This is a genomic window from Aquimarina sp. MAR_2010_214, assembly GCF_002846555.1.
Taxonomy (GTDB): domain Bacteria; phylum Bacteroidota; class Bacteroidia; order Flavobacteriales; family Flavobacteriaceae; genus Aquimarina.
The window spans coordinates 4,571,868-4,591,016 of the sequence record NZ_PJMS01000001.1; the positions used below are offsets into that span (position 1 = coordinate 4,571,868).

The window sequence follows — 19,149 nt, forward strand, 5'->3', positions numbered from 1 at the left end:
TTTAGTATGCCTGATGAGTTAAGTGATATCCGTGGAATTGTTCTGCTAATGTGATCTTCTGTTTTGATAAAACATTGATGTAATCCTTAAGAACAGGAGCTGTAGAATTTTCTAATCCTCTATATTTTAAATAAATGACCAAACGACCATAGTCCATTTTTCTGGTAGTATTATTATCTACAAACGGGATCAGTTTAGAGAAAAACAATTCTTGTTTTTCTATCCAATAATTCTCTTTATTAATATGTAGTATCACTTTACCATATTGGTTCTGAATATTAGGTTTGGTAGATACCATTTCACAAATCAAAACTCCATTCTTTTCTGTAACTATAGTTTTATCATAATACTCCAAGAAACTATTAATATTTAATAACTGATTTGATGGAGAAGACTTAGAGTTCATATAAATCGCCGTTTTTGCAGCATGATTGATATTCAATTGCCCCTCTGTGAATTGAAGGATTTCTGAATCCATAATTTTAATTAGAGAAAAATCATTATTCTTTACTATTTTCCCCTCATAAGATTCTGTAACAGTATTTCCTGTTAATCCCCTATGCATATTATAAGTCACATCAATCTGATATTGTTTTTTATCATTGTATGACTGTGTTACCTTATCAAAGAGATCTTTTACATCTGTATTTTGTGCATTGCCCTGCTGTATACCTCCTATACAACATAATAAAATGGCTATATACTTATATATATTTTTCATTATTTCTGCCCATTAAGTTTAGAATTTCCAGAACGTGTTTCCTGAATAGTAAAGACTCCTTTTTCTGTTTCTTTTTTGACGCGTATCAAACCACCTTCCTGATCATATTCATAAAAGGTTGCGTAATTATTTTCGTCTAATTCTGATTTCAACCTTTGTGTAATAGGATCGTATACAAAAGTTTTCATATTACCTTTAAAAGGATGCATCCTGATATCATCAAAATATATGTTCAACTGCTCTAACCCGTCTCCTTGTATATTACTTTCTAAACGAATTTGCATATTAGTTGCTTCTAACGGGATTGTAAAATCAGCAGAAACCCTTTGCCATCCATCCACTATTGCTCCTTTTGGTTTAAATTCGATATCTGTTCTATTTTGAGGGTTAATATCAATCCCTTCTTTATTTCTATATCGTAATCGCAATAATGAATTTACATACTCCATTGCCTGATAATCTGGATCTATAGTGTAGGTATATTTAGTAATTTTAGAAAACATCCCTGATGTTCTATAACTAGTATTTACAATATTATTTCTGTTATAGGACAATGATCCTCCATCGATTTTAAAAGAGGAAGTCATACAAAACTTAGTACCACATATAGAAGTTCCTGTAAAATTTAAAGCAAGAGTAGGATTATTCAGAAGTGGATAAGAGTAACTATGCCCTTTCACATATGGTGTTGTATATCTAAATTGAGGTGCCTGTTTTTTACCCGGAACCAATGAAAACTCAAACCCTACCGTTCTTTCAGGACCAACCCCATCTTGTCTTTCTTTGACATATTTAAAATCATATATGGTTAAATTTTTATCTACAGCATTTTTAAGAAATGGAATTAACACATCAAATTCTCGACTATCGGGTTTTGGAACATAAATCTCTGGGATATGTCTATTTCCAACTACTGAAGCTAAAATTTTGTCTTTCACAATATGATTTAATAAATCTACAAATACATTGCTCACTTCACTGAAATTTCTGATTATCGGATTAGTTGCTTGCAATCCATCTTCTCGTACCCAAGCACTTATTACATAATGTTCTCCTGGTTGTGGGCGAAATCTTTCGCATCCTATCAATGAAGGAGGTAGTTCTTCTTTTATTGTTACTGTCACTTCCTCTCTAAATGTGCTTGTACAACAACCAATATCACCTGGTGTACAGTTTATATCAGTTTGGGCTGCATAATAAGTTCTTCCATCAACAAGTTTTTCTGTAGGACTGTATGCTGTTCCTCCGAAAGCTGCATCATACCATAGGATATTATTTCCTGTAGCTACCAAATCTGAAACATGTACTGGATCATTTGTATAAAAAATCTGATTTTTATTGGTAACTATTGGTGAAGGAACATCAAAAATAGAAACGGTGATTCGCTTTCTGGTACTTTCATTATTTAATGGGTCCCGTTGAACTGCATAATATACTCCTTTATCAACTAAACCTTCTGCAGATGTATATGTCTCTGTTCCGGTAGCTGTTTTGTACCAAATCAATGTATGACCACTTAAAATTGTATATCTAGTTCCTAGATTAGCTATGGTAGTCCCTTCTGATTTACAGAAATACTGCCATCCATCTCCTTCTGGCTCAAATACTTTTACGGCAACAACAACTTCAAATCTACAGCTGGCGGTACCTTGCTGCGCAAAATATGATTTTTTATCCTCTAATACAGTATTAATATCGAGAGGCATTCCTCCTGTAGCTGCACTATACCAACTAATATTTGTTCCTGTGATTTTAAGGTCTTTAATTTTTGAATTTGATAGTATCGAAAATGCCTGATAATCTTCTTCTCCAATTCCCGGAGCATCTTCATCCAAATTCACTTTTACTCCTACTCTTGGATTACTTGTATTTCCTTCTGCCCAATATACTATAGGGTCCAATTCTGTAGTCCCAATTAACTCTGTTCCTCCTGTTTGAGTTTCATACCACTTAACTGTTGGAGTATTAGAAATCGGAGATACTAAATCACTTACTGTTGGTATTTTCTCTGAGCTACAAAAAGATTGAGTCGAATCCCAATTAGGTACAAGTACAGAAAGAGTGATAGAGTTACGTACCAAAGTTAATCCTGTAACCACACTATTTGTAGCTGTAAAATAATACACTCCAGCATCTACTGTAGTTGCATTGGTAATGATAAAATCTTTACTGGTTGCTCCTGATATTGCTACGCCATTTTTATACCATTGATAACTATTATTACTACTCGTAAGTGCATTACTGGTAAAAGTTATAGATTTGCCCGTGTAAATAGTATGATTTTCTACGTTATCCACTTTTGCCTGAGGAGCATATAAAAAGCTCGTGAGATTTGTCTTGTACGTATTAAATTCTGGTTCAACATTCCAAAATACAAATCTATTCGAATCAATCATCATATGTTTCAGACTAGACAACTGGCTTAATACTTTAGGTATTCTTCCTGAAAGTTGATTTTCACTAAGATACAGTTGCTCTAAATTTGTCAATTGCCCAAATTGAACCGGGATTGGTCCCGACAACTGATTTCTTGCTAGTTCTATATACTTAAGGCTTAATACATTTCCTAAAGTAGCAGGTATTCTTCCTGAAAGCTGATTATCATTTGCTTTGAAATCTTGTAGTTTTCTCAGATTCCCTAATTCAACAGGAATATTATTGGTCAATTCATTAGTACTCAACCATAAAAACTGGAGGTTGCTTAGAGCTCCAAATTCTACCGGTATGCTTCCTGAAAGTTGATTATGATTTAAATAAAGGTGTTTTAAACTACTTAACTGTCCTAATTGAACTGGAATACTTTCTGAAAGTTGATTTCTAAATAAACTAAGTTCTTCTAATTTAGTAAGATTACCTAACAACGCAGGAATGCTTCCTGACAACTGATTATCACTTAAACTAAGATACTTTAAATTCAACAAGTTACTTAACTCAACAGGGATTGTTCCTGTTAATAGGTTACGATACAAACTAAATCTTTCCAGACTCGTGAGATTACCCAATTCTACAGGTATATTTCCTGTGAGTTGATTACCCATCGCTTCCAGAGTTCTCAATCCTTTTAATTTTCCTAAATCTGATGGAATTTCTCCTGTTAAATGATTCCAGGATAAATATAGGTGTTGTAAGCTCGATAATTTTCCTAGAGTAGACGGTATTCTACCAGATAACCTATTGTCATTCAATCGTAATGTAGTAAGGTTAACTAATTGAGAAATCGAAGTATGAATTTCTCCTGATACATTATTTTTTGGTAACGACAGGGCCGTTACTTTCCCATCCACAACAGTAACTCCATACCAATCACAAACTGGGACAGTATTAGATAACCAATTCGTATTGTTGGTCCATGTTGGTCCATTTGTGGTATTGTAAAAATCTATAAGCCCTTGCTTTTCTGATGCCGACACACCACAAGAATCTGCTGGAGCTATAGATATTGTTATCGAATTACGTTCTATTGTTAATCCTGTTACGATACTATTAGTTGCTGCAAAATGATATACTCCTGCATCGCTTTCATTAATAGTATTAAATACTAATTCTTTATTGGTAGCTCCTGGGATGGCTACACCATCCTTATACCACTGGTAACCATTATTGGTACTGGTAAGTATATTAGATGTTAAGGTTTCTTTTAAACCAGCTACAATGGTTCTAGACTCAGTCTCATCAACTTTGGCCTGTGGGTCGTAAATAAATCCAGTTCCTAACTTAGTTTTAAGTACACCAAACGTAGGTTCTATTCCTGAAAACACAAATTGATTACCAAAAATGGAGAAGTTTCTAAATCCAGCAAACTGATCAAATCCAGCAGGAATGTTACCTGATAATTGGTTATTATCTATCTTAAACACCTCTAAATTAGTTAATTGAGTAAATGTAGCAGGAATTTCTCCCGATAATTGATTATTAGATATTGTTATTGATCTTAAATTACTAAGTCCTCCTAACTCTTCCGGAATACTACCTGTAAGTTGGTTTGAGTTTAACTGAAGATCTACTAGTTTTGTTATCTGCCCTAATGATTTTGGTATACCACCAATAAGAGTATTGTTAGATAACAGTAAGTGTTCTAAATTTGATAATTGACCAATATTTTCGGGAATTACTCCTTCTAACTTATTATTACTTATATGCAATGTTTGTAACTTGGTTAATGATAACAACTCTACTGGAAGTACTCCCGTAAGCTGGTTATCTGAAAGTTGAACATCTTTCAAACCAACCAATTGAAACAAAGAAGAAGGAATATTACCTGTCAACGTATTTTTTATTAACCTTAATGAGGTTACTTTTCCATTAGCCACACTTACTCCATACCAATCACATACTTTAGAATTAGGATCATTGATTAACCAAGGTTTATTATTTGACAATGTATTAGCCCAATTAGCACCATTAGTAGTGTTATAAATATCAATCAGAGCCTGACGTTCTGTTGCTGATATTTCACAGGAAGTGGTGCCTACTTCTAATTTTATTTGATGGCGTGTTAATGTCAATCCTACAACCACACTATTTGTTGATGTAAAATGATAAACCCCAGCATCTGTAGCACTAGCAGAAGCTATTACAAAATCTTTATTTGTTGCTCCAGTAATTGCCACATTGTCCTTATACCATTGATAGCTATTCTTAGTACTGGTCAAAGCAATGCTGGTTAAGGTAATGGGCTCTCCTACTACTGCAGGTATTATTTCTTCCTGATCTACTTTAGCTTGTGGGCTATAGCTAAAACCAGCTCCCAATTTTGTTTGTAAAGCTACAAATGTGGGTTCTACTTCTGAAAATATAAATTGATTACCGAAAAGGTCGAAGTTTTTAAATCCAACAAGTTGAGCTAACCCTGTAGGAATACTACCTGACAATTTGTTATCATTTATTTTTAACCCTTCTAAATTAGTTAATTGAGCAAACTCAACTGGAACATTTCCTGAAAATTGATTATTACTTAATTCTAGCTGTTTTAATTGTGTCAGCTGCCCTAATTCTTTCGGTAGGTTTCCTATAAAATTATTATTAGACAATATGATTTGCTCTAAGTTTGTTAGCTGTATAATTTCAATAGGAATCTCTCCTTCTAATTGATTACCTGACAAATCAAGTTGTTTTAAATTAGTCAATGCAACTACAGAAGTTGATAAACTTCCTGTCAAATTGTTATTGCCTAATTTTATTTCTGTAACCTTTCCTTTTACTACGGTTACTCCATACCAATTACATACTGGAGTATCTGTTAACCAATTCGTTTTTGTAGTCCAACTTGTTCCCCCTGTTTGTGTGTAGAAGTCTACAAGTGCTTGCTTTTCTCGAGCAGATACTGAACACACATCAGATGTAATCTTCAATGTAATAGGGTGACGTTCTAAAGTCAAGTCGTGTACAATAGAGTTGGTCGCTTCAAAATGATATATTCCAGCGTCACTTTGTTTTGCTGCTGTTATTTTAAATGTACTATTTATAGCTCCAGATATTGCTACACCATTCTTAAACCATTGATAGCTATTATTACTACTGGTAAGTGCCTTTGTTCCTAATATAATTTCTTCACCTAGTACAACTGGTTGTTCCTCTTCCAAATCGACTTTGCCCTGAGGGAAATATTTGAACCCTGATCCTAATCTTAAATTATATGCATTGAAATCAGATTCAAGATCAGAAAACACAAACTGATTATCGTTAAGATACAATAGTTGCAGTTTAGGTAATGTAACTAAGGTGGAAGGTATTTTTCCTGAAAGTTGATTATCCTGTACCCATAAAGACTCTAAATTTGACAATTTACTTATTGCCTCCGGGAGTTCTCCTGTAAGTTCATTATTGTGAGCATCTAATGCTTTTAGATTTGATAACTGACCGAATGTAATCGGAATAGTTCCTGAAAGTTGATTATTATAAATATATAAAGATTGTAATTTTGATAAGTTCCCTAGTTCTACAGGAATATCCCCTGAAAGATTATTGTTATATAAGTTTAAATCTACCAAATTAAGTAATTCTCCAAAAGTCACCGGAATACTTCCGGAAAGTTGGTTATTATCTAAATGCAGTGATTTTAAGTTTAACAATTGTCCTAATTCTACTGGAATATTTCCTGTAAGAGCATTGCTATAAAGGTTTAAATCGGTAAGGTTAGATAAAATTCCTAATGCTACAGGAATCTCTCCAGATAGTTTATTTCCCTGGAGGTGTAAATATCTAAGATTACTAAGTTTCGATAAAGAAACAGGGATCGTTCCTGTTAATTTATTGTGCCCTAAATACAGAGACCTTAACTTGCTTAATAATTCTAATTCTGTAGGAATCTCTTTATACAAATCATTTTGATTTAGAGATAAAAACTCCAGGTTTGATAATTGTGCTATCTCTACCGGGATTGTTCCTGTAAGCTGGTTTGTTTCGAGATTTAGTTTTACCAGGTTTGTTAATCCTTTTATTCCTAATGGGATATCACCAACCAAATTATTACTCACTAACTCTACCGCAGTAACTTTACTACCTACTACAGTAACACCATACCAATCACAAACCGGAACTGTAGCAGATAACCAATTTGTATTATTAGTCCAATTCGCTCCATTTGTGCTATTGTATAAATCAATTAATGCCTGTTTTTCTGCTGCAGAAACTCCACAACCATCTGCTGGGCTTATTGACAAGGTTATTGGATTACGAGTTAATGTTAAGTCTGTAATTATGCTATTAGTAGCAGTGAAATGGTATACTCCGGCATCTGTATCTTTAGCATTAGAAATAACCAAATCTTTATTGGTTGCTCCTGTAATTGCCACATTATCCTTATACCATTGATAACTGTTTTTTGTACTGGTTAATGCTGTACTAGTTAAGGTGATATTGCCATTTTTAATAACCGATAAAGTTTTGGTTTGATCTACTTTTGCTTGAGGTATATACTTAAAATTTGCCTTTAACTTTGTTTTAAATGTTGTAAAATCTGATTCGAAATTAGAGAATATAAAATTGTTATTGGCAAATTCTAAAACGGTAAGATTTGGTAATTCTGAAATAGGAGAAGGTATTTGCCCTGAAAACTCGTTACTACCAATACGTAAAGCAGCTAATTGAGAAAGGTTTCCAATAGAACCTGGAATCTGACCTATCAATTTATTAGAACTTAAATTAATATTTTCAACATTTGTTAACCCTCCTAATTCTAAAGGTATTGGACCTGATATTTGGTTAGAATGAAGAAACAAAAATCTTAATTTCAATAAATTACCTAATTCTTTAGGAATCATACCTCCTAATTGATTTTTGTATAGTGCTAATCCATCCAAATTAGATAAATTTCCAATTGAAGAAGGTATATTCCCTGTAAATTGATTATTATCTAAACTTAAAGTTTGTAACTCTATTAAATCACCAATTGAAGAAGGTATATTTCCTATAAGCTGGTTTGAATATAAATATAGTTGTTTTAAATAAACCAAGCCATTTATTGAATTAGGAAGTGTTCCCTTTAAATTATTATTGGAAATATTTATAGATATTAGCTTTCCATTCTCAACAGTAACACCTGCCCAATCACATACTTTAGAAGTAGGATCATTGATTAACCAAGGTTTATTATTTGCTGTTGTATTAGTCCAATTTGCTCCATTTGTACTATTGTATAAATCAATCAATGCCTGGCGTTCTGCTGCAGAAACTCCACATACATCTGCAGGGCCAATAGTTAAAGTTATTGGATTACGAGTTAGTGTTAAGTCTGTAATTATACTATTGGTAGCAGTGAAATAATATACTCCGGCATCTGTATCTTTAGCATTAGAGATAACCAAATCTTTATTGGTTGCTCCTGTAATTGCAACTCCATCTTTATACCATTGATAACTGTTTTTTGTACTGGTTAATGCTGTACTTGTTAAGGTGATATTACCATTTGTAGCTACGGATAGCGTTTGTGTTTGATCTACTTTGGCTTGAGGAGCATATTTATAATTAACATCCAATTTTGCGACATAATCATTATAGAAAGACTCTAAACTAAAAAACTTAAATTCATTTTCTTCTAAAGACAAGGAAGTTAGATTTGTAAAATCATTTGGGTTTACTAAAAATAGTGTATCGAATTTATTATTGCTTAAATCCAATTTTGATAATTTGGTAGCCCCTACAAAATTTGACATATCTACTCTTCCGGTAAGATTATTATTCGATATATCAAAGGTTTCTATATTTGATAATAAAGAAAACTCTTCTGGTAATAGTCCGGTAAGCTGATTAGATGATATATTTAGATATTGTAAGGATGCAAAATTATCTCCAGAAAAATATTCTAATAGTACCTCTCCAGAAAAATTATTCTCACTTGCATCCAAATAGCTAAGTGATATAACTTGTTTTCCAATATCTAAACTGCCAGAAAAATTATTTTTACTAATATCTAAAACTTTTAGTTTTCTTATATGTAAATTATTTAAAGGTCCTGATAAATTATTCTCCTTTAAGTTAAGAGTTCCTAAGTTAGTAAGGAACTCAAATAATACACTAGATACATCACCTGTCAAATTATTATTTGGTAATTCTATAGAGACAATTGCATTATTCACTACTGTTACCCCATACCAATCACATAAAGGAGCATCTGTTAGCCAATTAGTATTGTTAGTCCAATTCGCTCCATTTGTAGCTGTATACAACTGGTTAAGAGTCTGTTTTTCATCGTCAGTGGGAACTCCACATACCTCTGCAGGGCCAATAGTTAAAGTTATTGGATTACGAGTTAGTGTTAAGTCTGTAATTATGCTATTGGTAGCAGTGAAATGGTATACTCCGGCATCTGTATCTTTAGCATTAGAAATAACCAAATCTTTGTTGGTTGCTCCTGGAATAGCTACATCATTTTTATACCATTGATAGCTGTTGTTTGTACTTGTTAATGCTTTACTGGTTAAGGTGATACCACCATTAGCAGCTACAGATAACGCTTCTGTCTGATCTACTTTATCCTGAGGAGAGAATACATAATTTACAATTTTTGATTTATAGGTAGAATGTTCTGTTTCAAAATTTTTAAACACAAAACCATTGCCTCTAAATCTAAAATTAACAAGGCTTGCTAAATTAGATATTTGACTCGGAATAACCCCATTTAGATTATTATCAGAAATTGATAAAGTTTGTAAATTTGTAAGATTCCCTAATTCTATTGGGATTTTTCCTTCTAGTTTATTGCCTGTTAAATATAAAAAAGTAAGTTTAGACAAGTTCCCTAAGTTAACTGGAATTGAACCTTCAAATTGATTATGTCCTATGTGAATAACTTTTAAATTTAGCAAACTACCTAATTCTGAAGGAATAGGGCCACTTAATTTATTTATAAGTAAAGATAAATCTGTTAGGTTTGACAAACCAGAAATAGATATTGGAATTGATCCTGTCAATTTGTTACGCCCTAGAGATAAGACTTTTAAGTTAACGAGATTGCCTATAGTAGTGGGAATATTCCCTGAAAGGGTGTTTCCAACCAAGGATAATGATTCTAATACTAATAAATCAGAAATAGAATTAGGAATTGTACCTACCAAATTATTACTATCTAGTTTTAGACCTGTCACTTTATCTCCTACCAGAGTCACTCCATACCAATCAACCACTGAAGAGTTTGGGTCATTAATAAGCCATGGTTTATTGTTGGCTGTTGTATTAGTCCAATTTGCTCCATTTGTACTTGTGTATAAATCTATCAAGGCTTGACGTTCTGATGCAGGTACTTTTACAACTTCGGTAGAGGAAATTGATACTGTAATTGAGTTTCGGGTTAATGTTAATCCAGTAACTATACTATTTGTTACTGAACAATGGTATACTCCAGCATCTGTACCCATAGCATTAGTAATCACTAAATCTTTACTCGTTGCTCCAGTAATAGCAACATCATCTTTATACCATTGATAACTATTATTGGCACTTGTTAATGCTGCACTTGTTAATGTAATTGACTGCCCTTTAGGTATTGATCTGGTTTCAGTTTGATCTATTTCCGCTTGAGGTGTATATAAATATCTGGTTAGATTCGTTTGGTAATTTGCATGTTCCGTTTCAAAATCACTATATACAAAATTATTTCCTCCAAATTCTAAAGTATTCAAAATATCAGATGACGCTATTGCCGATAATCCCGATGGTATTTTACCCGAAAAACTATTGTTTGCAATCGCTAACGTACCTAGCTTAGTTAAATTACCAAGCGAGCTTGGTAACAGGCCTTCTAGTTTATTCCCTGATAGGTATAAAAAAGTTAAATTAGACATATTTCCAATGCTAACCGGAATAGTCCCTTCTAATTTATTAAAAGCTATATGAATAACTTTTAAGTTTGAAAGATTCCAAAATCCTGATGGAATAACCCCACTTAATTTATTTAAATACAGGGAAACACTAGTCAGATTTGACAAATTTGATATTGATGCAGGTATTGTTCCTGTTAATTTATTACGAGCTAGTGATAAACTTTTTAAATTAATCAGGTCACCAATCGTATTAGGAATACCCCCAGAAAGTGTGTTCTTGTTTAATGATAATGATTCTAATCCTAATATATTGGATATAGCACCAGGAATTGTACCGACTAAATTATTATCATCTAGTTTTAAAACAGTTACCTTATTGGCTACTACAGTTACTCCATACCAATCATTCACCGAAGAATTTGGATCATTAATTAACCATGGTTGATTATTTGCCTGTGTATTAGTCCAGTTTGCTCCATTTGTACTAGTATAGAAATCTACTAAAGCCTGACGTTCCTGAGAAGAAACCTGTGCTTTTGCAGACAAGCTATTAAAAACAACTACCAGTACCAGTAAAGAATACTTCGTGAGCTTTGATTGTATATAAGTTAGATTTTTCATGTATCTAAATAGATTTAGATTATTTTTTAATGTGTTTATCAATGAATTCGAATTTGATATCGATTATATAAATTAATGCTTGATTTGATCTAAATTTCCCCATTCAGGCTCTCCGCACCTTTTATCTCTTCTTCCTTGTGATTTCAAATCGATTGAAGTACCTCGTACCGGACTTCCATTATTTTTATTCAAAATCATGAATTCCATTCGCCAGGTATTATCCCCTTTTTTGGATTTTGCTCTCACCACATCAAAATCAAGATCTATATACTTTTGCCCCCTTATATCCAATACGATATCTTTGAAAACAAATAATTCTCCAGTTTTATTTCTAACATCATTATCATTAAAAATACGTTTATCATTAATTGATAATGACATCTGTCTATAGTTTGTTTGATGGAATACTATTGCATACTCAATAGTTTCATTTGGATTACCATATATTGTAAATTCAGCACTTCTTCCTACACATTCTTTTACACCTCCAGCCATATAAAGCACTTCATTTGTAGTATATCGCCCAAATACTTGAGGTATAGGATCGTCGTCACATTCATCTCCAATTTTGTCCCCATCATAATCATAATTATTACTTGGTGTAAAAGGACAATAATCTTCGTCATCCTTAATTCCATCATTATCATAATCTACATCTTTAGGTAACTCACCAATAAGATTACGTTCTAAAATTGCATTTTCGTTTGCAGGGATTAATAAACTATTTCTACCGGTATGAGATACTTGATCTGTTATTTGCACCCCTTCAAATCCATCTTTATCTACCGAACCTTTGAAGTTAAAATGAGCACTATCAGCCTTCATGAACACATAATCCTCAAAACCATCCATACCCATATCACGATATCTACTATTAGAACTCACTGCGGTAGGCAACGTATAATTGTAACCATATTGTGCAGTAGAATATCTACCTAAAGCATCTTTGTTTTCTAATTCTGCTCCAAAAGGACTGTATTGTGTTACTTCGCTTGCAAATGTCCAGGCATTATTAGCTGTCGTAGATTTTTTCCAGGTTTTATCTTGCATCAAAGCATAGTAAGGTGTGAACTCTTTAAAATAACCTTCTCTACGAGTGTTAACTTTAGAAGTTGTACCTTCATTAACATCTAAGCGTTCTGTTAAATAGGCGTGAGAACGTTTTGCTCTCCACTCTCCTTTTGCATTATAAACATAAGGGTTAAATGGTTTTTCAAAAGGATAATCTTCTTGTGAAATATCTTCTAGTTCTTTTCCTCCCAAGGATTCTTCAATAAATTTTAGCTCACTTTCACACTGACAATTCCAAAAGTCATTATACTCTACTGCGCTAGCATTTATAATTCGTAAATTATCCACGGTTGGTGTATTTGCACTTAACGTGAATGTATTAGTATCTATCTGATTCAATTTAGCTCCATTACTTCCCTTAATTGGATTTTTCATCATTGTAATAGATCCCATATTGGCCATTTGTTGATTTCTATGTCCTGATCTTACAATTTTGAAGTTAATGTCTTCACTAATATTTGCTCCTTCTGATGTATTAATGACACTTCCGTTTCCTTTCATTAACATTACTCCATCACCTGCTGGATTAAACCCAACTACCCAAAGTTTATCACTTCTCTTTGCTCTTCCGTAAGTAGCAATTATTTCATCACCAAGCGTAAAATATTTCTTAGCATCTGGTATAGTAAAGAAATTACCTGATCTCTTTAGCGTTCCTGTAATACCAATATTACGGGATGCTTGTCCCATATTATCATAAGCCCAATATGCCGGGAAATTGAAGCTATAGTATTCATCATCAAATTCGTTGACAGTTCGGGTTAATAATACTTGCCCCGTTTCTGCATCCCAAGCTTCATTTATTGTAGATACTTTAGATCCGAGATCTGTAGCTATTTTTTCTTTCATTACTGCAGTGGTATGAATCACTTTTGTTGTGATGGTAGAATATGCTACATTTTCAAGTTCAGTACGAGAAGGCACTATAGTTGGGATAGGTACTACAACAACTCCGAATATTAATGCAACTACATTAGCTTTAACTCCTTCTGTCTTAGATTTAGAATAACTCTCTCTAAAATCTGTAACCACGTCATAATCAACACCAATCTGTCTATCATAAAGTACCTTCCCTTCTTTGGTAATTACTGGTAGTTTATTATCCAATCGAGTGACATCATCTTCTTTGGTGCTATATTTATATTCTACAGATGATATGGGTTTATCTTGATTTTCTGCATATACTTTCTGAAAACGCATCTTACCATCCATATCATTAGTATGAACCATAAAACCTTGAGATAATGCATATTCATTTCTTGATTTAACCTCTCCTCCAAAAATTCCCTGTAAAAGATTTTCTAAAAATTGATTCTGATTTGTAGCATAATTATTAGGGCTATCAATATCTGTATAATCTACTTTAGTAGGGTAATCCTTAGAAGTGAAAAACTCTGAAACTACCTTACCCGTAGCATGTTTTGATATTCCTTCTCGTGCTAGATTACTTACTGTAACTTTACTGTAGGTTACTGCTGACGAAGGGAAAAAAGATTCACCAAATGGCTTTTCTACATAGTTTACCTCTCTTGGTGCTATCAAACGATCAGAATGATTATAAAATGGCTCAACAAATGGGTTTTCCTTACTCTTGTTAGGCTCATAAGTTGCTACTCCACTAGAACTTCCATCTTCCAAAGTATATTCATAAGTTTGTCCATACTCTTTAGTATATTTTTCATTGGTATCAGGAATAGTAGGATCTACCATTTTATTCCATTGATCTCTCATTACCAGTTTCTTTATTCGTGCACCTCCTCCTAATTTGTAATTTCGTGGAGTTGACAGGCGTATCCAGGATTTATCCGGCCAAAAACGTTGCGCACATAAAAATTCATTACTTCTTAATTTAGCATTGGGACCGGTAAGAATATCTTTATTTGCTTTAAAACTACTAATCACTTTTTTAGCGATAGACTGTATGTTCTCTGTTCTATAATCAGTATTTAACCCATATACTAATCCATTCAGATATCTTCTTCCAAAATACCATCCTGCTTTAGAAATTGGATTTACTTGTTTAGTTCCTGTAATCCCCCCTTCCATATCAGTAGTTTTCATGGGAACAGCTGCATAAACAGATCCATTGGGAGCAGTAAACACATTAGTATTTCCATCTATTTCAAAATATCCGGTTACATAATCATAGTCATTACTAGTATCAGATAACGCACCAGCTTTGGTCATATTCATTAAGAATCTAAAATAAACCGGTTTACCTTCTATTCCTTTCAAATATTTTGATCTAAAATCCGCATCTGTAGTAGCTGTTTCACCAGATGGTAATTTTACATAAAGGTATCTAGCATCTTTGTTTCCAGAAAACTTATACAGCCTTGTATTTACGGGATCAAAAGGCGTTGACCCATCTTCATTTCCTGCTCCAACCACTTTAAACATTTGCAAAGGATTTCTATCTTGAACATATTGATAGTCATCACTTTCATAAGTCATGTCGATTTTTCCACCTGATGGTAAATCAATTGACGTTAATGACCAAGCTGAAACATATTTATTTTGTAATTCCTTGTCATCCTGTTGTACGAATGGAAATTCTGGCGTTGTAATAGGGTCTTTAGTATTACACCCCCCACTTGTATTGGGTTTATATCCACTCCAAACATCATAGGATTTTAGGTTATAATCGGGATTAAACCCATCATAATTGAAAGTATACGGAGTATACTTACCCATTTGCGAATTTCTATAAGTAAAGTACACTTTTTTTAGTGTTAGTTTTCCTCCTTCATTACGTAACTCATTACCACTTGGGGCTTCATTACTATTATTCTCTACACTTTTACACTGAGAGTAATCATAAACAAAATGTGCTGTTTTGATAGCACTTATAGGCAAATCATTAGTAGCATCGTCATCTAATATTTTGGCTTTAATAGCTTCTGGTTTCGAATACAATCTAATCTTATCAATCTTAAACATTTGTTGCCCAGAAGATGAAGCACCTCCATTTTCTCCTGTTACTCCACGCGCATCTTTACGTGAAGACAAGTCAAATATTGCCACATGAGTTTTGGTTACAATTTTATCTATATACTTTATCTCCTTTTCTCCATAAACATAACTTCCTTTTTGATCTGCTTTATCTGTGTTTAACCCTGCATTATACGATGCCTTATTGCTACCGTAAGGAATTCTCCATTTATAATTATCTTCTTTATTGGTATATATAAAATTTGTATATGCCCCCAAATCATCATCTGTAGGGCCATCTCCTTCTAAATCCTCATAATCTGATGATAATACAGAAGACAATAAATATGAGTGTGCATAAGCCGGAGTCTCTACAGCGTCATAAAAATTATCTATTCCACTTCTATTATTTGTAGAATTTTCACCACTTTGGTAAGTCACTAAACCATCTGCACAATTAAAATTAGTACTGTTTGTCGCAAATGTAACTTCTCTTTTTATTTTATTGTAAGCAGTTTCTCCAAACACGTAGGTAGATCCATCACTGTTTAATACTCTTACCTCGGCAGTATGATGTGGTTTTGAGCTTTTATTTATACGAGATTTAGCATATCCTTCATTATAAAATTTAAGCAGTTCTTCTGCACTAATTTTCTGTACATTCTGATTACGAATATCTCTCGATCTTTTAAATTTTGAATTAAAACTTGGTAAAGGTCTATATTTTGGAGTATTATCAGCATTATATTCTTTAATTCTAAAGTGATTATCAGCATACTTGTTAAAGCCTTTTTTGCTTCCTCCGATTTCTAAAGCAATAGGAGAGTATCCTCCCAAATCCTCAAATAATTTTTGATCTTTATCAATTCTAGGCTCTCCAATATATTTAAAATATACAGGTTCATAATCTAATAAATCTCCCGATTCTTTGATGTCTTCTTTCTCTTGTTTAAAATGTTGCAAGGCCTTTGTATCCCATATCCCAGTTCTACTTACTGATGGAGCACTAGTAAAATTAGCTCCAAAATGGTATCCTGTTCCCGGTTCTATTTCTATTCCCAAACTTAAACTAGAACTCTCATCTTTAACCAAATCGTCATTAATCTGTCCTACCTGACTTCGAAAAGGTCTAAACATTCCACCGGCTCCCTGACCTTGTACTGTATAGAGGTCATATGTATAGTTAGAAACTGGTAAAGCCAATGTAGTTTTACTAATGATATTATCTTTTTCTCTATTATAATCTTTAATATCATCTGGAGTTGCGTGACCGGTGAATTCATATCCATATGCTTTTTCAGTTTTAATAGGATCTTTAACCTTTTGTACAGATCCCATAGCCGATATTTCACCTTCGACATCTGCACCCCAAATATCACCTCCGAGAGATACTGCTACAGTACCATTATTATTTACAAAAGCTGTCCTCTTACGAGGTGTAAGCGTAACATTACCAAAAGAGATAGATCCTGACCCCGAACCAAAACCGGCTGATCTATTCCTAGCTTTTTCTACTTTACTATAATCTTCATGGGTCTTATCTTTTATTCCAGTCAATCCCATAGAACTTGAAATATTAAACGATTTCAATCCCTGATTAGAATTATAAGAAACTCCTGCATTAAGCCCACCTGTAATTGCAGCTTTTTCGCTAACACCTTTAGTTGCAGAAATACCAACACTAGGAGAAACGGTAGCTCCTTCTGTCGCTGAAGTCTCTACACTCATCCCAACCGATACAGTATTTGCTAAATCAAAAGAAATACCATAAGAAGGAGTAAATGATATTCCTGAATAATTGTTGTATTTAAGATCTACTCCAACGGACGCTTTGGCTTTTACACCATCATTATTCTCATAACCAAATAATTGAATATCTATTTGAGCCGCTACTCCTACAGTAACGTTAGGCTTCATATTACTTTCGTAAGTCATTTCATCCCCTTTAAAATCATCAGGAATTCCTCGTACTTGTCGATTAATCTGTCCTACATTAAGATTCCATCCTAATCCAACCCAAGAAGACTCTTGATCCATGGATACCCCTGAATTATAAGCTAGATTTAATGGATATCCTCCCACATCCATCACAGGTATATTGTAATTAAAATTCCCTGAGGATAAATTCACCATATCAGAAGTTCCGATAGGTGTAAATGAATTAAACTCTGGTTGTGATGGACCACTGGTTAATGCCCACAATTGCATAGGTTGCATCATTTGTACAATCAACTGTATTGCCAAATAACTTGCAATTACTTTTGTAACTTTACTTTCTCGTATTGTATTGATCATATAACTAAGGGTGTTATAATGTTATAACTTAATAGGTGTTTCTGTAAACTTAAATTTTAGTATTCCGTTTCCAAACAAGTGATCCTGATACACTAGTTTAATGTTTTCTTCTGGTGAAATGTTGTCAAAATGCAACAACAATCTTTTAAAAGGAGCTACTTTAAAATTCCTTTCGAATGTGGTGCCTAAACAAGGGATCGTATCTCCTGATTGCGTGACAACTTTAAAATCATTTTCTATTGTAAAAGACATGTATTTTACTGCTGATTCATAATCAAGATTTGTATATTCAGATTTCAACAAATCATCTTCCTGCTCTTGTTGAAATTCTATTTCAATTATTCGTTCTCTTTTAAGGGACTCATATATAGAATCAACTTTATGAAGGTCATGATTTCCTTCATTTTTCAAAATATAATATTGTAAAGGGACTAATGTGGCTTTGTATTCTATATCTGACAAAAAATGAGAAACAGACTTAGATTTCCACCCAGAATTCTCTAAATTGAATAGTTTATACTCTATTTTGGAATCTTGAGTTTTACTATCTTTTATGCAAGAAGAGAAAAACAATAGTATCCCTAGAAAAACAAACCATGTGTTTTTCTTGTACATACAAAACACCAGTGCTTTTATTTTAGTTTCCTTCATATTTGGCATTTGCATATTCTAATACTTTTGTTGTTATATCAATTTCTTCTTGAGCATACATTATATTGCCTACACCTTGTGTTCCTAATATAATCTTACACTGATTTGCTATACCATATTCTTTTACATATTGATTTAGTCTAGTCCAAACTTTTTGACTTATATCTTTAGAGAGGTATTCATTCATTTTTTTTAACTCTTGATCTTCTGTCCTTAATTGCATTTCTAATTCCAGAGCTTTTTCTTTATTCTCTTGCTTTCTTAAAATAGAATAGATTGTATATAGACTATCTAGTTTCTTTTTTTGTTTTGTAATTTTTTTATTATTAATTTTTCCTAAATCCTGAGACATATTAAAGCCATTAAAAAGTTTAACATTGTCGACATAGACAACATCGGTACTAGAAGATTTGAAAAAATAAAATGCTGTAAAAATTACTATCAATAACAAGACGTTACATATCAATAGAAAAGTTGTGTGATTCTTTTTCAATATTGTAAATTTTTAGTTTTAAAAGTATTAAGCCTATTTTTTTAAAAGCGCCAAAACTACTATATATATAGTAATCTGCCAATATCTATGACAAGAGATATAATCTC

At 32.9% G+C, this 19,149-nt stretch carries 5 protein-coding genes; all 5 read right to left on the minus strand.

The features are described from left to right. Window position 1 precedes the first annotated feature (1 nt). The 5 genes from ATE84_RS19535 to ATE84_RS19555 all read right to left on the minus strand — a co-directional run bounded on the left by ATE84_RS19535 (window position 2) and on the right by ATE84_RS19555 (window position 19,042). Complete coding sequence (locus ATE84_RS19535; protein WP_101449563.1) at window positions 2-721, minus strand: hypothetical protein; 720 nt, start codon at window positions 719-721, stop codon at window positions 2-4. Then, window positions 721-11,601, minus strand: coding sequence for a leucine-rich repeat domain-containing protein (locus ATE84_RS19540; RefSeq protein ID WP_101449564.1), 10,881 nt, complete (start codon window positions 11,599-11,601; stop codon window positions 721-723). The genes ATE84_RS19535 and ATE84_RS19540 overlap by 1 nt, the downstream gene beginning before the upstream one ends. A 72-nt stretch (window positions 11,602-11,673) precedes the next feature. Further along, complete coding sequence (locus ATE84_RS19545) at window positions 11,674-17,898, minus strand: hypothetical protein (protein WP_101449565.1); 6,225 nt, start codon at window positions 17,896-17,898, stop codon at window positions 11,674-11,676. 21 nt (window positions 17,899-17,919) lie between these two features. Next, on the minus strand, window positions 17,920-18,564 hold the full coding sequence (locus ATE84_RS19550) for a hypothetical protein (RefSeq protein ID WP_233195851.1): 645 nt from the start codon (window positions 18,562-18,564) through the stop codon (window positions 17,920-17,922). Then, window positions 18,536-19,042, minus strand: coding sequence for an OmpH family outer membrane protein (locus ATE84_RS19555; protein ID WP_158237305.1), 507 nt, complete (start codon window positions 19,040-19,042; stop codon window positions 18,536-18,538). The genes ATE84_RS19550 and ATE84_RS19555 overlap by 29 nt, the downstream gene beginning before the upstream one ends. Between the last annotated feature and the right edge of the window lie 107 nt (window positions 19,043-19,149).